Genomic DNA, 21,204 nt, shown 5'->3' on the forward strand with positions numbered 1-21,204 from the left:
CTCTCTTTTTAATAGCCCTCTGCACCCTGGCCCACGCGGGCGCCGCGCACGTGGTGCAGGCGCAGTCTGGCGCTCGCCCAGCGCGGCGTGGCTGCCGCCGCCCTCGCTGCAGGCGCTGGACGCGGGCGACGCCGCGCTGCTGGCCCCCGCCACGCCCTGGCAGCCGGTGGCCCTGCCGCATGCGCGGGCGCGGGCGGCGTGGGTGGGCACGGGAGCCGATACACCCGAGGTGCTGTGGTACCGCCTGCGCGTGCCCGCCGATGCGCTGGCGCCGCAGGGCACGCGCCTGTACGTCCCGCGCTGGCAGACGGTGGGCACGGTGGCGGTCTATGTCGAGGGGCGGCTGGCCTGGCAGTCGGGCGACCGGGTGTGGAACAGCTTCAACCACCCGGTGTGGGCGGATCTGACGGGCCTGGCGCCGCCGCAGGGCGATGCGGTGGTCCACGTGCGCATGGCCAGCCAGCCGGGCGTGGGTGGCGCGCTCTCGTCCCTGTGGGTGGGGCCGGTGCCGGAGCTGCTGCCACGCTGGCGCTGGCGCAGTTTCTTGCAGACGGAGCTGGTGGCGTACTGGCGCGGCGCGTTCCTGATGCTGGGCCTGTTCGGCCTGGGCGTGGCCGCGTGGCTGCGCCGCCGCCGGGCGGGCGATGCGCGGCCCTTCGTGCTGTTCTTCGGCATGGCGGTGGGGCAGTCGCTGGCGGCGCTGCTGTACCTGGTGAGCGGCGAGGGGCTGGACATGGACTTCACCTGGTTCGCCTGGATGACCATGGCGGCGCTGATGGGCGTGTCGCTGTGCACCTTCCACTTCCTGTGCCTGGTGCAGGGGCACGCCCGCCCGCGCCTGGGCGCGGCGCTGGCGCTGTACGTGGCCTGCGCGCTGCTCGCCGCGCTGCCGTCGTGGTGGCCCGGGCACGCGGCGGCGCTGCCGCTGCTGCGCCTGCTGCTGGTGCCGCCGGTGCTGGTGCTGATCCAGGTGGCCGTGTCCGATGCGCTGCGCCTGCGCAGCGCCGCCAGCGTGCTGCTGGCGGCGTGGGGCCTGCTGTCGCTGCCCATGGGGCTGCACGACATGCTGATGCAGAGCTACCGGCTGGACGTGGAGGGCCTGTACCTCACGCCCTACGTGAACCTGGGCCTGCTCACCGTGTTCCTCTACGCCGCGTTCACGCGCTACACCGGCGCCTTGAGCGAGGCCGCCCAGGCCCGCGCCACGCTGGCCGGGCGCCTGGCCGCGCAGGAGCGCGAGCTGCAAGGCACCCACGAGCGCCTGCGCGCCGCCGAGCGCGAGCAGACCCTGCTGCACGAGCGCCAGCGCCTGATGCGCGAGATGCACGACGGCGTGGGCTCATCGCTGATGAGCGCGCTACGCCTGGTGGAGCACGGCCAGGCGAGCAACCAGCCGGTGGACGTGGCGCAGGCGCTCAAGGAGTGCATCGACGACCTGAAGATCGCCATCGACTCGCTCGAATGCACCGACGCCGACCTGCTCGCGCTGCTGGGCGCGCTGCGCTTTCGCCTGGGGCGGCGGCTGGGCCAGGCGGGCATCGCGCTGCACTGGCGCATGCGCGACGTGCCTCCCCTGCCCTGGCTGGACGCGCAAAGCGCGCTGCACGTGCTGCGCATCCTGCAGGAGGTGCTCACCAACATCGCCCGCCACAGCGGCGCGTGCCAGATCACCGTGGACACGGGCGTGGCGGACGGCAGCGTCTACGTGCGCGTGCAGGACGAGGGCCGCCCCTTCGCCCCGCCCGCGCCCGATGCGCTGCCGCCCGGCCGGCGGGGCCTTGCCAACGTGCGCGCCCGCGTGCAGGCGCTGGGCGCGCGCTGCGCCTGGACGCCCGAGGGCGGTGGCACGGTGTTCACGCTGTGGCTGCCGCTGCGGCGCGCGGCCGGGTAGCTCTTTTTTCATAGCTGCTTGCGCTTTATGGGCAAGCGCTGGAGCGGTTTTTGTCTTGCAATCCACCGGCTGCGGCAGGAGCTGGCGCATGACGAACGGATCGATCACCATGCCGCCGCGCAGCACGTTGTGGATGGCCAGCATCAGCTCCACGTCGTCGCGCTCGCGCAGCATGTAGCCCGTCGCGCCCGCCTGCAGCGCGCCCGCCGCCTCGGCGCGCGCCGGCCCCGCCGACACCACGAGGATGCCCGCCTGCCCGTGCGCCGCGCGGATCTCGCGCACCAGATCGAGCCCGCTGCCGTCCGGCAGGCCCGGGTCCACCAGCGCCAGGCCCGGGCACAACCCCGCCAGGCAGGCGCGCGCCTGCGCGAGCGAGCCCGCGAACACCAGCCGGTCCACGCATCCCATCTGCGCCAGCAGCGCCTTGAACCGGCGCTGCAGCGCGGGCCCGTCCAGCGCGGCCAGCACCGGTACGGAATGGGCGGCGGCCAGCGGGCGAGTGAGCATCATTTTTGATAGCTGCTTGCGCTTGCCAGATCAGGGCTGAAGGCCAAAACCCTTCAAACCCTCCCCGCCCTGCGCCGCAGCGCCAGCAGGCCCAGCAGCGCGGAGAGCAGCGCCACGCCCCATTCGCCCAGCGTGGGAATGGGCTGCGCCCCGCCGGGGCCGCCCGCCAGCGCCGTGGGGCCCGAGGGGTCGGCAATTTCGCCGTTGGGCGTCCAGTCGTCGTCGCCCTGCTGGCCATCGGTGAGGGTGAAGCGCACGGTGCGGCCGCTGATGGCAAGGCCCGCGGGCGCGAAGTAGCTGGGCTGCGTGTCGCCGCTGGCGGCCAGGCCGTGCTTGGTGTAGCCCGCCACGGGTTCGGGCCAGGTGACTTCCATGGCGACGGCGGCGGTGCAGCCCACGAGCTTCACGCGCAGCACGCCCTGGGGCAGCGTGCGGCCCGGCAGCGGCGTGGCAGGCGCGGCCTCGAAGCCGGTGGCGCCCAAATCGAACCGGCAGGCGGGGCCGCCGCCGGTGAAGGTGGCGCTGCCGGTGCCGCCCAGGCCGCTGGCGGGCACGGTGGTGCCCTCGAAGTACGGCGCGCAGGCCACCTGCACGTTGCCCACGTTGGCGGTGACATTGCTGCCGCTGGCGTTGGCGACGGTGCAGCGCTGGCCCGTGGGCTGGGCGGCGATGGTGACGGCGTAGCTGCCGCCATCGGCCACAGGCTGGGTGAAGGCGAAGGGGCCGCTGGCGGGCACGGGCAGGTCTTCGCCGCCGTTGTGCAGCACCAGGCCGCCGCCGGTCAGGCCGGTGACGGTGCCACCCAAGGTGTGGGCGGGCGGCGGCGCGAAGGTGGCGGTGACGGTGCAGGCGCTGGTGACGGGGCCGGTGGCGTAGGTGTTGACACCCACGCCCGTGGCCGTGCCGTTGCAGCCGCTGATGCCTTGGGTGACCTGGCCGACCGGCGGGTTGGCGACGCAGTGCGCCGTGCCGCCGTGGGCGACGCTGGCGGGCGCGCAGCTCAGGTTGCCGGCGGGGCTGGCGGTGATGGCATAGGTGTTGGCCGCGCAGACGGCTTGCACGCTGGTCACGTTGGCGCTGGCGGTGCCGCTGCCGTTGGTCACGGTGCAGGTGCGGCCCGCCGGCTGCGTGTGCACGGTGACGCTGTAGGCGCCGCCCTGGGCGACGGGGGTGTTGAATGTGAAGGGGCCGTTGCCGGGCACCAGCAGGTTGTCGCCGCCGTTGTTCTGCAGCACCAGCCCGGCGCCCGCCAGGCCGCTGGCGGTGCCGCCCACGGTGTAGGTCGCGGGGCCGGCGAATGCGGCGCCCACGGTGCGCGCCTGGTTCATGGTGACGGTGCAGGTGCCGGTGCCGCTGCAAGCGCCGCTCCAGCCGGTGAAGGTGTGGCCCACGGCGGGCGAGGCGGTGAGGGCGACGGTCTGCGCACTGCCCTCGCCCGGGTAGTCGTAGCTGCACGTGCCGGTGGCGCAGGCCGACGTGGCGCCAGCCACGGTGCCCGTGCCGCTGCCGCTGAGGGTGACGGCCAGCGCCACGGTGCCCCGCCGCTCCAGCGCACCGATGTCGCAGCCCGCGCCCTGTGGACGGGCGATGCCGCGCTGGTCGGCCGACACGGGGCAGGCCACGGCGTCCAGCAGCTGGCTGGAGGGCCCGGGCAGGTAGCCGTAGAGGATGGGGTAGCCGTCCATGCCGTTGGCATCCAGCGCGCCCAGTTGGGGGTCTGCGGCCCGCGTCACGCCGGGGCAGGTGGCGCTGCCGCCCATGGGGGCCTGGTTGCCGCCCGCGCAGCCGTCCTGGATCAGGCTGTCGGTGATGGTGGTCGAGCCGGTGAAGAAGGTGATGGCCTGGGCGCGCTGCGCGGTGGGGGTGCCCCACAGCACGGAGTTGACCACCCGCACGTCGCCGCCCTGGGTGAAGAGTGCGTTGCTGCTGACGCCGCTCATGTTGTTCACGAAGGTGGCGTGCGCCACGTCCACGCTGGCATCGCCGCCCACCCCCACGATGGCGATGGCGCCGCCGGGCTGGCCGGAGGCGGACCGGTTGGCGGAGAAGGTGGCGTTGCGCACCTCCATGCGGCTGGTGCCGCCGCCTTCGACCCCGCTGAAGATAGCGCCGCCGTACTCGGCCGCGCTGTTGCCGTTGAAACTGGCCTGCTCGATCACCGGGCTGCTGACGCCGCCGCTGCCCCTGGCGAGGTTGTACACGGCGCCGCCGCTGCCGCCTAAGGCGTGGGTGTTCTCGAAATAGACGTTGCGCAGCACGGGGCTGCTGGTACCGCCCTCGCCCAGGTTGTAGATGGCGCCGCCGTCGCCCCCAGCGCTGCTGTTGCGGATGACGACGTTCGTCAGCACCGGGCTGCTGGTGCCGCCCCGGCTGGCGTCGTTGAACAGGGACCCGCCATGGCCGTCGGCGCCCGAGCCGTCGATGTGCACCCTGTTCAGTTGGGGGCTGCACACGCTGCCCGCGCCCGCGCCGTTGCAGTACAGCGCGCCGCCGTTGGCCCCAGGCCCGGCCGCCAGGCCCATCGCCAGATAGATGCCGTCGATCAGCGTGTCGTCCAGCGGGGTGCCCAGGCTGCCGTCCAGATACAGCACGCGGCCGTGGCCGTTGCCGTCCAGCGTCGTCTGGGTGGGGGAGACGGGATCGGGCCGCTCAGCCCGCGTGGCCTCGGTGCCGACGAAGCCGCCGTAGAGCTTGACGTTGCGCTCGACGGCGAAGCCGCGCGCGCTGGGCGGCACGTAGAAGGGGCCGCCGCTGGCGTTGGTGCGTTGCAGCCAGACCTCGCTGCAACTGAAGTCGGCCAGCGCATCGGCCAGGCTGGCGGCCTGCGCCCAGCCCGTGCCGTCGCCCGTGCCGGTGGGGGTGACGCGGCAGGCGCGCGGGGTGAAGGTGCCAGTGGCCGTGATGCTGAAGCTGGCGGTTTCCTCGTGCATCACGGTGGCTTCCTGGCCGCCGTTGGCGCCGTCGGCGGTGGTGCCGGTGGTCTCGCCGCTGCGCAGGGTGAGCGTGACCCCTGCCGCGCCGTTGGCCGGGGCGATCAGGCGCACGCGGATGCTGTCGCCGGTTTTGACGATGGCCTCGCTCACCCAGGGGCCGGCGTTCACGCTCAAGCGCCCGCTGCTGATGCGCACGCCGCCCCAGGCGGTGGTGCCCGCCGGGCTGGCGAGCGTGATGGGGGCGAAAACGTAGGGCTGGCCCGCCACCCCCGTGGCCGGGGCCACGGCAGGCAGGGCGCTGAACGGCTGGCCGCCGCGCACCACGCGGACTTCTTCGGTGCCGGCAGTGCTCAGCATCTGGCCGGTCGGGTTGCCGGGGTCGGCCCGCCAGGCCGCGCTGGTCGATGCGGGGTCGGGCGAGGCGGTCCAGAAGGTGTTGCGGATGCCGCCACCGCTGTCGCTTGGCAGTACCTCCGTGTTGAGGGCGATGTCGGGTGATGTGGCGGTGCAGCCGGTCATCAGCGCGCTGTATTCCGTGGCGTAGGGCAGCCGCCAGGCGCCACCCTGCAGGTGATTGGGGCTGATGCTGACGTTTAGGCCCCAATTGACGTTGTTGTAGAAGGGCGCGGGCAGCAGCCCTGCGCGGCCGGTGTCGTGGTCGGCCCATTCCACCCAGATTTTCTGGAAGTTGCTCGTGGGGTACTGGGCGTTGCACTTGCCGTTGTCGAACGTGGCGCCCTCGATGCAGCGCGACCAGACCAGCCCAGTCTCCCAGTGCATGGCGCTGGGGCGGCCCTCGGCCTCGCCCACGATGTAGTTGCTGGTGGCGTTGGGGCCGGTGCAGGTCTGGGCCAGCGCGGCGGCGGGCAGCGCCAGGCTGGCAGCGAGAAGGGGGGCGAGGATGGAGTGCTTCATGTTTGATAGCTGCTTGCGCTTGTCCACCAAGCGCTGGAGGCCAAAAACACCTTGAAACGAATCGCAAGGTCTTGATGCACGGCAAGGCTACGCAGCGCGCCGCCGCCCGTCTGTCCCCCTTTCGGGCGACATGGCGCGCGGCGGGGGCTGTGGCAGCATCGGGCGCATGACCCCAGAAACCATCCGCGTGGCCGTGGTGGAGGACGACGGCGCCTGCCGCACGGCGCTGGCCCATGCGCTGCAGGCCGCACCCGACATGCGCGTGCAATGGCTGGCCGCCAGCCGCGCCGAGGCGCTGGAGCATCTGGACGCGGACTTGCCGCTGGACGTGCTGCTGCTCGACCTGGGCCTGCCCGACGGCAGCGGGCTCGACGTGCTGGCCGCGCTGCGCCGGCGCTGGCCCCAGGCGGCGGCGATGGTCAGCACCATCTTCGGCGACGAGGCGCACGTGCTGGGCGCCATCGAGGCCGGGGCCATGGGCTATCTGCTCAAGGACCTGCCGCCCCAGGCCGTGCTGCAGGAGGTGCGCGGCCTGCACGCGGGCGGCAGCCCCATCAACCCGCTGGTGGCGCGCAAGCTGCTGGTGCTGCGCCAGTGGAAGGACGCGATGCCACCCGCACAGCAGCCCACCCCGGCGCTGGCGGAGGCCGCCCCGTCCGCGCGCGAGGCCGAGCTGCTGCGCCTGGTGGCGCGCGGCCACACGCTCGACGAGGTGGCGCAGGCCATGGGCGTGACGCGCCACACGGTGCGCACCTTCGTGCGGCGGGTGTATGCCAAGCTGCAGGTCACGACGCGGGCCGAGGCCGTCTCCGCCGCGCTGCGCCAAGGCTGGCTGGAATGAAGCCAAATCGACCTCTAGCGCTTATCCAACAAGCGCTGACAGCTCTCATTTTGATAGTCTCCGCGCCCCTGCTCCAGGCCGAGCCCGCGCACCTGGCGCAGGCGCAGCTCTGGCGCTCGCCCAGCACCGCCTGGGCGCCGCCGCCGTCGCTGGCGGCGGCGGACGACGCGGTGCTGGCCGCCGCCACGCCCTGGCAGCCGGTGGCGCTGCCGTATGCACGCGAGCGCCGCACCCCTCGGCCACGCCGGGCGACGGCACGCCGCCCCAGGTCTGGTGGCTGCGCATGCAGGTGCCCGCCGATGCGCTGGCGCCCACGCCGCAGGGGCCGCGCCTCTATATCCCGCGCTGGCACACGCTGGGCAACGCGGCGGTTTACGTCGATGGGCGGCTGGCCTGGCAATCGCGTGGCAGCCGGGTGCTGGTCAGCTTCAACCAGCCGGTGTGGCTGGACCTGGGCGGCGATGTGCGCCCCGGCCAGCTGCTCACCGTGCACGTGCGCATGGCCGGCGCCCAGGACGCGGGCGGCGCGCTCTCGTCCCTGTGGGCCGGCCCGGCCGAGGAACTGCGCGCCAGTTGGCGCCTGCGCAGCCTGCTGCAGAGCGACCTGCTGGCCTACGTGCGCGGCGCCAACCTGGTGCTGGGCGTGCTGGCGCTGGCCGTGTGGCTGGCGCGCCGCCGCCAGGGGGAGACGGGCTACCTGCTGTTCTTCCTGATGTCGCTCTCGCACGTATTCGCCACCAGCTTCTTCCTGGTCGATGCCGAGGGCTTCGGCCTGGATGACGGCTGGTTCGCCTGGATGACCATGGCCGGTTCGCTGAGCGCATCGACCTGCGCGTTCCTGCTGCTGTGCCGCATCCAGGGCCGAAGCTACCCGCGCCTGGCGCGCGCGCTGCTGCTGTACGTGGCCATCGCCGCGCTGGTGCTGCTGCCGCTGTGGAGCCCGCCGCACGGCGCCATGCTGCCGCTGCTGCGGCTGGTGCAGATCCCGGCCGCCCTGCCGCTGGTGGGTGCGGCCGTGGCGGGCGCATGGCGCCTGCGCGCCTGGCCGCACGTGCTGCTGGCGATGCTGATGGTGTTGCTGTTCCCGCTGTGGCTGCACGACTTGGCGATGCAGAGCTTCCGGGTGAGCGCCGAGCACATCTACGCCACGCCGTACCTGTACGTGGGCGTGATCGCCATGTTCCTCAGCGCCGCCTTCCTGCGCTACCAGCAGGCCGCGCACGAGGCCGCGCAGGCCCACGCCGTGCTGGCCGAGCGCCTGGCCGCGCAGGAGCGCGAGCTGGGCCTGGCCCATGAGCGCCTGCGCGCCGCCGAGCGCGAGCAGACGCTGATGCACGAGCGCCAGCGCCTCATGCGCGAGATGCACGACGGCGTGGGCTCGTCGCTCATGAGCGCGCTGCGCGTAGTGCAGCACGGCCAGGCCGGGGTGGACGTGGCCCAGGTGCTCAAGGAGTGCATCGACGACCTGAAGATCTCCATCGACTCGCTCGAACCCGTTCATGCCGACCTGCTGGCCCTGCTGGCGGGCCTGCGCTTTCGCCTGGAGCAGCGCCTGGGCGAGGCCGGCATCGCCCTGCACTGGCGCACCAGCGACGTCCCGCTCCTGCCCTGGCTGGACGCGCAAAGCGCGCTGCACGTGCTGCGCATCCTGCAGGAAGTGCTGACCAACATCGTCAAGCACAGCGGCGCCACCGCCATCACCGTGGGGACCGGAGTGCAGGACGGCGGCGTGTGCGTGCGCGTGCACGACAACGGCCGCCCCTTCGCGCCGCCCGACGCCCCGCCCCCCGGCCGCCGGGGCCTGGGCAACGTGCGCGCCCGCGCCCAGGCTCTCGGCGGGCGCTGCGCCTGGGAGCCCGGCGCGCACGGCACGGCGTTCGTCCTCTGGCTGCCACAGCACGCTCCGGGCCGTGGCACGCCGGCAACAGGCTGACGCAATTTGTGTGCTTTTTGCACCTGGACGCATGCGCCCCGGCGTTCCTGAGCTATTAAACTTGTAGCAAAAGAGTTTCCCGGCTATAGTCCGGTGCATCCCTGGGCCGGCCCCCTCGCCTGCCCGCTCTACAACAGCGAAAGGAGAAGCGTTCATGAGCTCCAAGGAAAACGCCGCCGTCAACCAGCTCTTCGAAAAACTCGAATGCCGCTATGCGCTGCGCGTGCTGTGGGCCCTGCGCGACGGCCACCCGCAAACCTTCCGCCTGCTGCAGGACAGCGTGGGCGGCATCACGCCCAACACGCTGAACACCCGCATCAAGGAACTGCGCGAATGCGGCCTGCTCGACCATGGCAGCGACGGCTACACCGTCACGCCCGTGGGGCAGGACCTGCTCAAGCGCCTGTCCGACGTGCAGGCCTTCGCCACCCGCTGGTCGGCGGCGCGCGCCAAGAAATAAACCGGCTCCGCACGGATTCCCCGCCAACGGCCCGCCTGAGCGCGGGTTTTGGTCTTTTTGGGCTCCAGCGCTTGATGGACAAGCGCAAGCAGCTCTCTTCTTCATAGCATTTCAGGAAACCGCCATGGCACTGACCACCACCCCCTCCGGCCTGCAGTACGAAGACACCGTCACCGGCGAAGGCGCGCAAGCCGCCGCCGGCCAGTCGGTGCGCGTGCACTACACGGGCTGGCTGTACAACGACGGCCAGCAGGGCGCCAAGTTCGACTCCAGCCGCGACCGCAACGACCCCTTCGAGTTCCCCCTGGGCGCGGGCATGGTCATCAAGGGCTGGGACGAGGGCGTGCAGGGCATGAAGATCGGCGGTCAGCGCACGCTCATCATCCCCGCGTCCCTGGGCTACGGCGCACGCGGCGCGGGCGGCGTGATCCCGCCGAACGCCACGCTCAAGTTCGACGTGGAGCTGCTGGCGGTGGGCTGATCCCCTTCCCGCCCCAATGACGAAGCGGCCCGGGGGCCGCTTTTTTCGTTGGGGTGCCGTCAGGCGAACAGCGCTTGCTCCAGCCGCGCGTACTTGGCGTCGCCCACCGCATCACGGATCTTGGGCGCCAGCGCGGCCAGTTCCTCGTAGCCCGTCGTGCCCTCCACCGCCAGGTTCAGCCGGAAGCCGCGCAGGCCCATGCCGGCGGTGAGTTCTGTGGCGACGGGGTAGGCGTCCTGGTAGCGCTCCTTGGGAGAACGCCCGCTGCCCTCCCCCGCCGCGGCGGCCGCGGCTGGCGGAGCTATCTCGGCAGCGGCCGCGCCGCCGGAGGCCGAGGCCAGCAGGCCCTGGTCGATCATGGCCTGCACGTCCTCGCGCGTGATGCCCATGGCCGCCGTGGCGGACAGCACGTCATCGGTGCTGCGCTTGCCGTCGAACAGGATGAAGGCCGAGCGCTGGCGCGGGGTGAGGCTGCCGTGCCGGTCCTTGAGGGCCTGCTGGCCGGCGGAGGTCTTGACCAGTGTCATGGCTTTCCGTGGGCGTTGCGTTGGGCTGCGAGCATGGCACGCACGAGCGCTCACCGGTATCGGGGTTTGTCCATAAGAGCGTGTTCAAGGCCTTTGCGTGGTGCCCGTTGCCCCGCAATGGCAGTGGCTGCTAGGCGCAAACCGCAGCCGGGCTGGTAGCCCGGCGAGGATTTGCAACGCCGCAGCCGCTGCCATTGCGGGGCAACCCTTCGGGCAAGGCAGCAAACCGCCGCACTCGTCGTTGCCCGCCTTGTCCAGGCCACCAGCATGGCCTGCGGCGGACGCCTAGATTGCGGCGGTTTGCTGCCTTGCGGGCACCACGCAAAGGCCTTGAACACGCTCTAGGTTACAGCTCGGAGCGCACGCGGGGTTGCGCCGGCGCAGGGCGCGTGTACCAGCTCACGAGCCAGGCCGTGGCGAACCCCGCGGGCACGCCGAACACGCCCGCAGAAATGGGCTGGATGCCGAACCACAGCCCGTCCGCCCAGAGCCATGCAGGCAGCAGGGCCCGCAGCGCATCCACGTGCGAGAGCATGTAGTACACGGTGACCGACAGCCCGGTGAGCATGCCCGCCACCGCGCCCTGGCGGGTGGTGCCACGCCAGAAGATGCCCAGCACCATGGCCGGCACGAAGGCCGAGGCGGCGATGGAGAACGAGGCCGACACCATGGGCAGGATCTCCGACGGCTTGAGCGCGGCGACGAACGCGGCCGACAAAGCCACGGTGAGCAGCGTGAACTTGGTGAGGATCACGCGCTGCTCGGGCGAGGCCTTGCGGCGCGTTTCCTGGAAGTACAGGTCGCGCACCAGCGCATTGCTGATGGTGAGCAGCAGGCCGTCGGCCGTGGACAGCGCCGCCGCCAGCCCGCCCGCGGCCACGAGGCCGGAGATCACGTAGGGCAACCCGCCGATCTCGGGCGTGGCGAGCATGATGAGGTCGGAGCCGAAGTGGATCTCGCCGAACTGCACGATGCCGTCGCCGTTCACGTCCTCGACGGACAGCAGCGAGGCATCCACGCGCGACCACTGGGCCATCCAGTTGGGCAGCTCGCCGAAGCTGCTGCCCACGAGGTTGTTCATGACCTCGAACTTCACCAGCACGGCCAGCGCCGGCGCGCTCAGGTACAGGAGCGCGATGAAGAACAGCGACCACGCCACCGAGGTGCGCGCGCCCGCCACCGTGGGCACGGTGTAGTAGCGCGTGAGCAGGTGCGGCAGGCCGGCGGTGCCGACCATGAGGCAGAACATCAGCGCCAGGAAGTTGCGCCGCGCGTCGTCGAACGTGCGCTGCTCCTCGGGCGTGCCCTGCGGGTCACCGGCGAAGGCCTGGCTGTGGCGCGGCAGGCCGCCCAGGGCGCGGGCGCGCTCCAGGTTCTCGCGCATCTCGCGCGTCCAGCGTTCGCGCGCGGCCGCCTCGTCGCGCGGCATGGAAACCAGCTCGCGGCTGGCGGCGACGATCAGGCCCACGTCGGCGTTCTGCGCGCGCAGCCGCTGGATACGCTCGCGCGCGGCATCGCGCTCGCGCGCCAGCGCGGCAGGCACGTCGTTGAGCCGCGCCTCGTATTCGCTGGCGCGCCGCAGGTAGGCGGCGACGACCTGGTGCTCGGCCGGCGCATCGTACAGCGTGTCCTCCAGCTCGGCGATCTTGCCCAGCTGCGCACCGAACACCACCGGCGCGAGCGGGTTGCCCAGTTGCTTGTAGGCCAGCCAGGACACGGGAATCAGGAACGCCAGCAGGATCACGATGTACTGCGCCACCTGCGTCCAGGTGATGGCGCGCATGCCGCCCAGGAACGAGCACAGCAGCACCCCGCCCAGGCCGAGCATGATGCCGATCTCGAACTGCACGCCCGTGAGGCGCGAGGCGATGAGCCCCACGCCGTAGATCTGCGCCACCACGTAGGTGAAGGAGCACAGCACGGCCGCCAGCGCGGCGATGATGCGCGGCCCGCGACCGCCGAAGCGCACCTGGAAGAAGTCGGGAATGGTGTAGAGGTTCATCGCCCGCAGGTGCGGCGCGATCAGCACGGCCACGAGCACGAAGCCCCCCGTCCAGCCGAGCAGGTAGGCCAGGCCGCCCGGCTGCCCGCTGGTGCCCGAGAAGCCCTGCAGGTAGAGCGCGCCCGACAGGCTGATGAAGGATGCGGCGCTCATCCAGTCCGCCGCGGCGGCCATGCCGTTGTAGAGCGGCGGGATGCGCCGGCCGGCGACGTAGTACTCGTCGGGGTCGGTGGTGCGGCCATACACGCCGATGCCGGCATAGGCCATCACGGTGAGGAACAGGAAGATGGGGCCGATCCAGTGGCGCGACAGGCCGCGCTGCTCGGCCCAGGCCATCAGCGCCAGAAAGCCCAGCAGGCCGGCGACGTACAGCGCCAGGATGCGGTTCAGGCGCCCGACATAGGAGCGGCCCGCGCCAGGGCCGGCCCCGCCGCGCTCAGGCATGGGGAGGGGCGTCGGCGGCGTCCTCGGCCGCCCGATCCTGCCGTTCGAAATAGCTCATCGCCGCACAGTAAACGCAGACGATGGCGATGAACATCAGGACTGCCCCCTGGGAGGCGATCCAGTAGCTCAGCGGCCACTGTCCCACGGGAAACTGCAGGTCGCGCGCGAAGTAGCACGCGACGAAGGACACGAGCACCCACACGAGCAGCAGCCCCGCCTTGAGCCACAGGTGGCGCGCGTCGTGCAGGTCGGGGGCGAAAGGCGCCCCGCCTTGCTCGTCGTGCGCGCCCTCGTGCGGCATGGGGTCAGCCTGCCAGCTGCTGCCAGGTGGCGATCACGCTGTCGGGGTTGAGCGAGATCGACGAGATGCCCTCGTCCGCCAGCCACTGCGCGAAGTCCGGGTGGTCGCTGGGGCCCTGGCCGCAGATGCCCACGTACTTGCCCTGGGCGCGGCAGGCCTGGATGGCGCGCTTGAGCAGCGCCTGCACGGCCGGGTCGCGCTCGTCGAAGTCGGCGGCGAGCAGCTCCAGGCCGGAGTCGCGGTCCAGGCCCAGCGTGAGCTGGGTCAGGTCGTTGGAGCCGACCGAGAAGCCGTCGAAAAACGCCAGGAACTCATCGGCCAGCACCGCGTTGCTCGGCACCTCGCACATCATGATGACCTTCAGATCGTTTTCGCCGCGCTTGAGGCCGTGCTCTGCCAGCAGTTGGGTCACGCGGTCGGCCTGGCCGAGCGTGCGCACGAAGGGCACCATGACCTGCACGTTGGTCAGGCCCATCTCGCCGCGCACCCGGCGCAGCGCCTCGCACTCCATGGCGAAGGCCTCGCCGAAGTCCGCGCTGATGTAGCGCGCCGCGCCGCGGAAGCCCAGCATCGGGTTCTCTTCCTCGGGCTCGTAGCGGCTGCCGCCGATGAGCTTGCGGTATTCGTTGGACTTGAAGTCCGACAGGCGCACGATGACCGGCTTGGGCCAGAACGCGGCGGCGATGGTGGCCACGCCCTCGGCCACCTTGTCCACGTAGAACGCGCGGGGGCTGGCGTGGCCGCGCGCCACGCTCTCCACGGCCTTCTTCAGGTCGGCATCGACGGCGGGGTAGTCCAGGATGGCCTTGGGGTGCACGCCGATGTTGTTGTTGATGATGAACTCCAGGCGCGCCAGGCCGACACCCTCGTTAGGCAGCTGCGCGAAGTCGAAGGCGAGCTGCGGGTTGCCCACGTTCATCATGATCTTGGTCTTGATGGGCGGCATCTCGCCGCGCTGCACCTCGGTCACCTCGGTTTCCAGCAGGCCGTCGTAGATGCGGCCGGTGTCGCCCTCGGCGCAGCTCACGGTGACCAGCGTACCGTCCTTGAGCGCCTCGGTGGCGTGGCCGCAGCCCACCACGGCGGGGATGCCCAGCTCGCGCGCGATGATGGCCGCGTGGCAGGTGCGCCCGCCGCGGTTGGTGACGATGGCGCTGGCGCGCTTCATCACCGGCTCCCAGTTGGGGTCCGTCATGTCGGTGACCAGCACGTCGCCGGGCTGCACCTTGTCCATCTCGCTGATGCTGTGCACCAGGCGCACGGGGCCGGTGCCGATCTTCTGGCCGATGGCGCGGCCCTCGGCCAGCACGGTGCCCGTGCCCTTGAGCTTGAAGCGCTGCTCGGCCTGGCCCTTGGACTGGCTCTTCACCGTCTCGGGGCGCGCCTGCAGGATGTAGAGCTGGCCGTCGGTGCCGTCCTTGCCCCACTCGATGTCCATGGGGCGGCCGTAGTGCTGCTCGATCACCAGCGCGTAGTGGGCGAGCTGCTCCACCTCGGCGTCGGTCAGCGAATAGCGGTTGCGCAGCTCGGTGGCCACGTCGGTGGTCTTGACCAGGCGGCCAGCGGCGGCCTTTTCCTCGGCCGTGGCGAAGACCATCTGGATCAGCTTGCTGCCGAGGTTGCGGCGGATCACGGCCTTGTTGCCCGCCTGGAGCATGGGCTTGTGCACGTAGAACTCGTCGGGGTTCACGGCGCCCTGCACCACCGTCTCGCCCAGGCCGTAGCTGCTGGTGATGAAGACCACGTCCTCGAAGCCGGACTCGGTGTCGATGGTGAACATCACGCCGGCCGCGCCCAGATCGGAGCGCACCATGCGCTGCACGCCGGCCGAGAGGGCCACCACGTCGTGCGCGAAGCCCTTGTGCACGCGGTAGGAGATGGCGCGGTCGTTGTAGAGCGACGCGAACACTTCCTTCATCTTGTGCAGCACGTCCTCGATGCCGACCACGTTCAGGAAGGTTTCCTGCTGGCCCGCGAAGGAGGCGTCCGGCAGGTCCTCGGCCGTGGCGGAGGAGCGCACGGCGAAACTGGCCTTGTCGTTGCCCGCGCACAGCGTGGTGAAGGCGCCGCGCACGGCCTGTTCCAGGTCGGCCGGGAAGGGCTGGCTTTCCACCCAGCCGCGGATCTCGGCGCCTGCCTCGGCCAGCGCGCGCACGTCGTCGGTGTCCAGCGCCGCCAGGCGCTGGCTGATGCGCTCGGCCAAGCCTTCGTGCTTGAGGAATTCGCGGAACGCGTGCGCGGTGGTGGCGAAGCCCGTGGGCACGCGCACGCCCTGCGGCAGCTGGGAGATCATCTCGCCGAGGCTGGCGTTCTTGCCGCCGACGACCTCGACGTCGCTCATTCTCAGGTTCTCAAACGGTACGACCAGGGCGGTCGCCTCGAAGCGTGCAGACATGGGAAAGCTCCAGAAGTTGAAAACCGGTCTGCGCCCAGGCGGGGCGGGCAGTCGCCCATGCAGCGGCCACGGCTTTGCTGTTCTGGTTGTGGGCCGGCGCGGTGCATGGGGGAAATTGGGAATAATGGGCGCCATTGTAGGCGCGCCCAGGCGGGCCGTCCCGGCCCCCATTTCCTGCTGGTTTCCTACCGGTTTCTCCCTCCGTACAGCCCTTCTTCCCATGCTTCCCACGCACACGCGCACCGTGTTCTACATCTCCGACGGCACGGGCATCACGGCCGAGACCTTCGGCAACGCCATCCTGGCGCAGTTCGACATGAAGCCGCGCCACGTGCGCCTGCCCTTCGTCGACACCGAGGACAAGGCGCACCAGGTCGTGCGCCAGATCAACCACACGGCCGAGCTGGAGGGCAAGAAGCCCATCGTCTTCACCACGCTGGTGAACATGAGCGTGCTGCGCATCATCGAGGAAGGCTGCCGGGGCATGCTGCTGGACATGTTCGGCACCTTCATCCGCCCGCTGGAGGCCGAGCTGGGCGTGAAGTCGCTGCACCGCGTGGGGCGCTTCTCGGACGTGAGCGTGTCCAAGGAATACAGCGACCGCATCGAGGCCATCAACTTCAGCCTGGACCACGACGACGGCCAGAGCCACCGCGACCTGAGCGGCGCGGACGTGATCCTGATCGGCGTCTCGCGCAGCGGCAAGACGCCCACCAGCCTCTACCTGGCCATGCAGTGCGGCCTGAAGGTGGCCAACTACCCGCTGATCCCCGAGGACTTCGACCGCCGCCAGCTCCCGCCGGCGCTGGTGCCGCACCGCAAGAAGATCTTCGGGCTGACCATCGACCCGCAGCGGCTCTCGCAGATCCGCAACGAGCGCCGGCCCGGCTCGCGCTACGCCGACCTGGCGAACTGCCGCAACGAGGTGTCGGAGGCCGAGGCCATGATGCGCCGCTCGGGCATCCGCTGGCTCTCCACGACGACCAAGAGCATCGAGGAAATCGCCACCACCATCCTGCAGGAAGTGCGGCCCGAACGCCTGCAGTACTGAGCGCGCCCGGGCGCTGGAATTTGAACGAAATCCGCCTCCGGCGCTTATACAGCAAGCGCGAGCAGCTATAAATAGCAGAGCGTCACCATGACGGCCGCACCTGCCGCGGCGTCACGCCGAAGCGGCGGCGGAAGGCGGTGGCGAAGTTGGCCGGGCTGCGGTAGCCCGCCAGCAGCGCGGCGGCGGCCACGTCGGCCTCGCCGCGCTCCAGCGCATCGTGCGCGGCCTGCAGGCGGCGCCCGCGCAAGTAGTCGATCACCGTGGTGCCCGCCACCCTGGGGAAATGCCGTTGCAGGTGGGCCGCGCTCATGCCCGCGTGGCGCGCGATCTCGGCCAGCCCCATGCCGTCGGCCGCGCCGCTGTCGAGGAAGTCGCGCAACGCGCGCAGGCGGCGCAGGCCGCGCGTATCCAGCCCCGGCGCGGGTGCGGGCGGCGCCGCGCGGGAGACCGTACCCAGCGCTTCGCCCGCGAGGTCGAGGCAGCGGCTCTCCAGCCACAGCCGCTGCAGCCCGGCCGTCAGCGGCGGCGGGCTGGCGAGCTGCCCGGCCAGCGCCAGCGCGCGCGGCGAGGGGCGCCAGGGCGCGACGGCCAGGTGCTCGCGCCGGAAGGCGTCGATGCCCGCATCCTCCAGCCCCGCGGCGGCGAACCATTCGGGCCGCAGCGTGAGCGTGACCTTGCGCTCGCTGCGCCCGCGCCGCCACTGGCGCACGAAGCGGTCGGGCTCGGCCAGGTTCACCAGCACGGCCGCGCCGTGCTCCGCCTGCGGGCCGAGCGCGAAGCGGCGCGCGCCATACCCCAGCTCGCTGCTGCCCTGCAGCAGCATGCACAGCTTGAGGCCCGGATGCAGCAGGTTGGAGGTGCGCAGCGAATGCAGGTCGCGCACCGCCGTGCGGTAGAGCACGAGGCCGGGGCGCAGCTCCTCGGTGTGCACGCTGCCCTGCAGCAGCGCGCCGGGCGGCTGCGCGCCCGCGGCGATGCGCCAGCCGCCGCCCAGCAAATGCAGGTCGCGCGTGAGCGCGCCGGCGTCCAGCGGCGCGGCGGAGCCGGACGCAAAGGTATCTGGTGAATTGGCAAACATGGCGCGGCGCAGGGCGTGCGAGACTCGCCCGTTCAAACAATATTAATTCTCAATTACAACATTTTCGCAGAGAGAGAACCCATGCGCACCACTGCCCTGCCCTCCGTTTCCCGGCCGCACGCCCTGTGCGCGGCGCTCGCGCTCGCCTTCGGCGCGGCCCATGTGCATGCCCAGGATGGCGCCGCCACGCTGTCCGCCGTGGTGGTCACCGCCTCGGGCGGCGAGCAGGAGCTGCGCGACGCGCCCGCGAGCGTCTCGGTCATCACGCGCGAAGACCTGGAAAAGCGCCCCGTGCAGGAGCTGGCCGAGCTGCTGGGCACGGTGGAGGGCGTCACCTTGAGCCGCAGCGGCAACCTGGTGCCCGGCGTGCAGTTGCGCGGACTGGGCGCGGCCTACACGCTGATGCTGATCGACGGCAAGCGTGTGAACGCCACCAGCGCCATGTTCCGCGGCAACGACTACGACACGGGCTGGGTGCCGGCCGACGAGATCGAGCGCATCGAGATCGTGCGCGGCCCCATGTCCTCGCTCTACGGCTCGGACGCCATCGGCGGCGTGGTCAACATCATCACGCGGCCCGTGGGCAAGCAGTGGCGCGGATCGGCGCGCTTGGAGGGCGTGGTGCAGGAAAACCGCGAGGCGGGCGACAGCCGGCTGGCCGGCTTCTCGCTCGCGGGCCCCATCGCGGCGGACACGCTGGGCCTCAAGCTCACCGGCGCCTACGACCAGCGCGACGCCGACGGCGCCATCAACCCGCCCGCCGCCAACGGCACGCGCCAGACGGGCCTGCAGCACATCCGCAACCGGCTCTTCGGCGCGCAGCTCTCGTTCACGCCCGACGCGCGCCAGAGCCTCGTGGCCGACGTGGACACGAGCCGCCGCGACCACGCGGGCTTCCTCATGGAGCGCGACGCCTTCTCGCTGCGCCACAAGGGCCGCTGGGACTTCGGCAACACCGAGCTGACCTTCGCCACCGACGAGATCCGCAACCTGACCGGCATGGTCAGCGGCCAGGTCAACCCGAACAAGGCCAGCACCGCCAGCCTCTCCGGCAAGGCCATCGTCCCCATCGCCTGGGGCAACCAGCTCGTCACGGCCGGTTTCGAGACGCGCAAGGAAAAGCTGCGCGACCCCGCCAACCTGAGCGGCCAGCCCGGCACGCCGGGCGCGAGCGGCACGCCCGAGACCTCCATCCAGCAATGGGCGCTGTTCGCCGAGGACGAGATCCGCATCACCGACCGGCTCGCCATCACGCTGGGCAACCGCTTCGACCACCACGAGAACTTCGGCGGCCACCACAGCCCGCGCGCCTATGCGGTCTACCACCTGAGCGATGCCCTCACCCTTAAAGGCGGCGTGGCACGGGCCTTCCGCGCGCCCACGCTGCTGCAGGGCAGCCCCAACTGGGGATCGGTCTCGTGCGGCAGCGCCACCGTGGGCTGCTACATCGTGGGCAGCCGCGAGCTCAAGCCCGAGACCGGCACCAGCCAGGAGCTGGGCCTGCAGTTCGCGCACGGCATCCACTCGGGCGGGCTGACGTTCTTCAACACCGAGCTGAAGAACATGATCGACATCACCAACCGCACGGCCGACCGGGCGCTGGCGCCCAGCTACGACAACTTCGTGGGCTTCCTGCCCGACGGGCGGCCCATCTTCCGCTACCAGAACATCGCGCGCGTGCGCTCGCGCGGGCTGGAGGCGAGTTGGCGCGCCGATCCCACGGCCACCCTGGGCCTGCGCGCAAACTACACCTTCACCGACGCCAAGAACACCAGCGGCGCCGTGGCCGTGCCGCTGACCTACCGCCCGCGCCACGTCGTCAACCTGGGCGCCGACTGGCGCGCCACGCCGCAGCTCACCGTGAGCGGCAACGTGCGCTACCACAGCGCGCAGTACATCAGCGTGCCCTCGAACGGCCAGAACAAGGTGGAGAAGGCCGGCTACGCGATCGCCGACCTCACCCTGGGCTGGCGCATGACGGATGCGCTCACGCTGCGCGCCGGCATCCTCAACCTCACGGACAAGGCCTTCGACCGCACCACCTCGGCCGACTTCAACGAGGACGGCCGCCGCTACTACCTCGCCCTGCATGCCGCCTTCTGACCCGCGCCGCCGCGCCTTGCTGCTGGCCCTGGCCGCCGCCTGGCCCGGCGCCCTCCTCGCCCAACCCGCCCCCGAGAGCCCGCGCCTGGAGCGCCTGCGCCAGTCCATCGCGGCGGGCGAAGGCAGCGACGCCTTCTGGCGCGCGGTGCGGGCCGCAGGAACGCCGCTGGTCGAGCCCGGCGCAGACGGCAAGGAGGCGCTGGTCACCTTCCTCTGGCGCGGCACGCCGCAGACGCGCAGCGTCAAGCTCGCGTGGGCCATGCGCTCGGAGGGCGGCTTCCCGCTGGAGCGGATGAGCGGCAGCGACGTCTGGCACCTCACCCTGCGCCTGCCGCGCGGCATGCGCGCGTCCTACCAGATCGTGGCCGATCCCGAGGTACCGCCCGGTGCCGACCGCATCGCCCGCGCCCGGGCCGAGGACGCCGCGGCCCGGCCCGATCCGCTCAACCCGCTGCCGCACTGGCCGCCCGCGCCCGCGCGCGGCCCCGCCTCGGCCGAGCCCACGGCGCCGCGCTCGGTGCTGCGCCTGCCCGGCGCACTCGAAGAACCCTGGGCCGATGCGGGCGATGCACCGCGCGGCACGCTCACGCACCACCGCATCGCCAGCCAGGTGCTGGACAACGCACGCGACGTGAGCTTCTACCTGCCGCCCGGCGCCGCGCACACGGCCTTGCCATTGCTGGTGCTGTTCGACCGCGAGCCCTACCTGGACCGCGTGGACGTGCCCGCGCTGCTCGACGCGCTCATCGCCCAGCGCCGCATCCCGCCCATGGCGGCGGTGTTCGTGGGCCACCCCGCGCCCGCGCTGCGCGGCAAGGAGCTGCCCGCCCACGAGGGCTTCGCCGACTTCATGGCCCGCGAGCTGATGCCCTGGCTGCGCGCGCGCTGGCCCGCCGTCTCCACCGCGCCGCGCGACGTGGTCGCGGCCGGGTCGAGCTATGGCGGTCTGGCCGCCGCATGGCTGGCCTACCGGCATCCGCAGGTGTTCGGCAGCGTGCTCGCGCTCTCGGGCTCGTTCTGGTGGGGGCCGGACAACGTGCCGCGCCAGCCCGGTTTCGACCGCTGGGGCGAAGGCGAGTGGCTCACGCGCCGGTTCGCCGCCAGCGAGCGCCTGCCGCTGCGCTTTTTCATCACGGCAGGGCTGATGGAAATCACCCTCACCGGCGACGGCGGCGGCATCCTCGACACCAGCCGCCACCTGCGCACCGTGCTGCAGGCCAAGGGCTACCCGGTGCACTACCGCGAGTTCCCCGGCGGGCACGACTACTACGCCTGGCGCGGCGAGCTGGCGCAGGGGCTGGTGGCGCTGCTGGGCACGCCCTGACGCCAAAAAAGCGGAAGG

The 21,204-nt window shown here is 71.6% G+C and carries 14 protein-coding genes and 1 pseudogene; 8 read left to right on the forward strand and 7 right to left on the reverse strand.

The features are described from left to right. Positions 1–166: 166 nt before the first annotated feature. A complete protein-coding gene (locus tag AAG689_RS14920; protein WP_406622690.1) occupies positions 167–1,891 on the forward strand; it encodes a sensor histidine kinase in 1,725 nt (574 codons plus the stop codon). Between the two features lie 192 nt (positions 1,892–2,083). On the opposite strand, the pseudogene AAG689_RS14925 reads toward AAG689_RS14920, so the two are convergent. Together AAG689_RS14925 and AAG689_RS14930 are read right to left on the reverse strand one after the other, a co-directional pair. Beyond that, positions 2,084–2,401 (reverse strand): annotated as a pseudogene (locus AAG689_RS14925) (response regulator); the annotation flags it as partial. Between the two features lie 50 nt (positions 2,402–2,451). Next, entirely contained in the window at positions 2,452–6,246 is a 3,795-nt protein-coding gene (locus AAG689_RS14930) for an IPTL-CTERM sorting domain-containing protein (RefSeq protein ID WP_406622691.1), read from the reverse strand. 166 nt (positions 6,247–6,412) lie between these two features. Here AAG689_RS14930 and AAG689_RS14935 point away from each other — a divergent pair, with 166 nt between their 5' ends. From AAG689_RS14935 to AAG689_RS14950, 4 genes are all read left to right on the forward strand, one after another. Next, positions 6,413–7,087 carry a DNA-binding response regulator gene (locus AAG689_RS14935; RefSeq protein WP_406622692.1) on the forward strand — a complete coding sequence of 225 codons (675 nt, stop codon included), beginning with the start codon at positions 6,413–6,415 and terminating at the stop codon, positions 7,085–7,087. 283 nt (positions 7,088–7,370) lie between these two features. Then, entirely contained in the window at positions 7,371–9,020 is a 1,650-nt protein-coding gene (locus tag AAG689_RS14940; RefSeq protein ID WP_406622693.1) for a sensor histidine kinase, read from the forward strand. Between the two features lie 154 nt (positions 9,021–9,174). Continuing rightward, complete coding sequence (locus tag AAG689_RS14945) at positions 9,175–9,480, forward strand: helix-turn-helix domain-containing protein (protein WP_020230370.1); 306 nt, start codon at positions 9,175–9,177, stop codon at positions 9,478–9,480. Positions 9,481–9,604: 124 nt separating this feature from the next. Further along, positions 9,605–9,961, forward strand: a complete 357-nt coding sequence (locus AAG689_RS14950; RefSeq protein ID WP_020230369.1) for an FKBP-type peptidyl-prolyl cis-trans isomerase — start codon at positions 9,605–9,607, stop codon at positions 9,959–9,961. 59 nt (positions 9,962–10,020) lie between these two features. Here the strand turns inward: AAG689_RS14950 and AAG689_RS14955 are convergent, their stop codons facing one another. From AAG689_RS14955 to ppsA, 4 genes are all read right to left on the reverse strand, one after another. Next, positions 10,021–10,488, reverse strand: a complete 468-nt coding sequence (locus AAG689_RS14955) for a hypothetical protein (protein ID WP_406622694.1) — start codon at positions 10,486–10,488, stop codon at positions 10,021–10,023. 346 nt (positions 10,489–10,834) lie between these two features. Then, on the reverse strand, positions 10,835–12,934 hold the full coding sequence (locus tag AAG689_RS14960) for a VC_2705 family sodium/solute symporter (protein WP_406622695.1): 2,100 nt from the start codon (positions 12,932–12,934) through the stop codon (positions 10,835–10,837). Then, the gene (locus AAG689_RS14965) at positions 12,927–13,235 is read right to left on the reverse strand and encodes a DUF4212 domain-containing protein (protein ID WP_020230366.1); all 309 of its coding nucleotides are present in this window, start codon (positions 13,233–13,235) and stop codon (positions 12,927–12,929) included. Before AAG689_RS14965 ends, AAG689_RS14960 begins: the two co-directional genes overlap by 8 nt. Before the next feature lie 4 nt (positions 13,236–13,239). Then, the gene (ppsA, locus tag AAG689_RS14970) at positions 13,240–15,630 is read right to left on the reverse strand and encodes a phosphoenolpyruvate synthase (RefSeq protein WP_406622696.1); all 2,391 of its coding nucleotides are present in this window, start codon (positions 15,628–15,630) and stop codon (positions 13,240–13,242) included. A gap of 220 nt (positions 15,631–15,850) precedes the next feature. Here ppsA and AAG689_RS14975 point away from each other — a divergent pair, with 220 nt between their 5' ends. After that, positions 15,851–16,681: a pyruvate, water dikinase regulatory protein gene (locus AAG689_RS14975; RefSeq protein WP_406622697.1), complete on the forward strand. Its 831-nt coding sequence runs from the start codon at positions 15,851–15,853 to the stop codon at positions 16,679–16,681. Positions 16,682–16,763: 82 nt separating this feature from the next. Here AAG689_RS14975 and AAG689_RS14980 read toward each other — a convergent pair whose 3' ends face one another. Continuing rightward, positions 16,764–17,759 (reverse strand): helix-turn-helix transcriptional regulator, encoded by a 996-nt coding sequence (locus tag AAG689_RS14980; protein ID WP_406622698.1) that lies wholly within the window; start codon positions 17,757–17,759, stop codon positions 16,764–16,766. Positions 17,760–17,840: 81 nt separating this feature from the next. On the opposite strand from AAG689_RS14980, the gene AAG689_RS14985 reads away from it, so the two are divergent. Further along, positions 17,841–19,862, forward strand: coding sequence for a TonB-dependent receptor domain-containing protein (locus AAG689_RS14985; protein ID WP_406622699.1), 2,022 nt, complete (start codon positions 17,841–17,843; stop codon positions 19,860–19,862). After that, complete coding sequence (locus AAG689_RS14990) at positions 19,849–21,186, forward strand: alpha/beta hydrolase-fold protein (RefSeq protein ID WP_406622700.1); 1,338 nt, start codon at positions 19,849–19,851, stop codon at positions 21,184–21,186. Before AAG689_RS14985 ends, AAG689_RS14990 begins: the two co-directional genes overlap by 14 nt. Positions 21,187–21,204 lie beyond the last annotated feature (18 nt).

Source organism: Acidovorax sp. SDU_ACID1 (genome assembly GCF_045291395.1).
Classification (GTDB): domain Bacteria; phylum Pseudomonadota; class Gammaproteobacteria; order Burkholderiales; family Burkholderiaceae_C; genus MR-S7.

Bases quoted from the DNA above. Each gene is read 5' to 3' on its own strand.
- AAG689_RS14930 (WP_406622691.1), bottom strand. From the start codon at position 6,246: ATGAAGCACTCCATCCTCGCCCCCCTTCTCGCTGCCAGCCTGGCGCTG.
- AAG689_RS14935 (WP_406622692.1), top strand. From the start codon at position 6,413: ATGACCCCAGAAACCATCCGCGTGGCCGTGGTGGAGGACGACGGCGCC.
- AAG689_RS14940 (WP_406622693.1), top strand. From the start codon at position 7,371: ATGCAGGTGCCCGCCGATGCGCTGGCGCCCACGCCGCAGGGGCCGCGC.
- AAG689_RS14945 (WP_020230370.1), top strand. From the start codon at position 9,175: ATGAGCTCCAAGGAAAACGCCGCCGTCAACCAGCTCTTCGAAAAACTC.
- AAG689_RS14950 (WP_020230369.1), top strand. From the start codon at position 9,605: ATGGCACTGACCACCACCCCCTCCGGCCTGCAGTACGAAGACACCGTC.
- AAG689_RS14955 (WP_406622694.1), bottom strand. From the start codon at position 10,488: ATGACACTGGTCAAGACCTCCGCCGGCCAGCAGGCCCTCAAGGACCGG.
- AAG689_RS14960 (WP_406622695.1), bottom strand. From the start codon at position 12,934: ATGCCTGAGCGCGGCGGGGCCGGCCCTGGCGCGGGCCGCTCCTATGTC.
- AAG689_RS14965 (WP_020230366.1), bottom strand. From the start codon at position 13,235: ATGCCGCACGAGGGCGCGCACGACGAGCAAGGCGGGGCGCCTTTCGCC.
- ppsA (WP_406622696.1), bottom strand. From the start codon at position 15,630: ATGTCTGCACGCTTCGAGGCGACCGCCCTGGTCGTACCGTTTGAGAAC.
- AAG689_RS14975 (WP_406622697.1), top strand. From the start codon at position 15,851: ATGCTTCCCACGCACACGCGCACCGTGTTCTACATCTCCGACGGCACG.
- AAG689_RS14980 (WP_406622698.1), bottom strand. From the start codon at position 17,759: ATGTTTGCCAATTCACCAGATACCTTTGCGTCCGGCTCCGCCGCGCCG.
- AAG689_RS14985 (WP_406622699.1), top strand. From the start codon at position 17,841: ATGCGCACCACTGCCCTGCCCTCCGTTTCCCGGCCGCACGCCCTGTGC.
- AAG689_RS14990 (WP_406622700.1), top strand. From the start codon at position 19,849: ATGCCGCCTTCTGACCCGCGCCGCCGCGCCTTGCTGCTGGCCCTGGCC.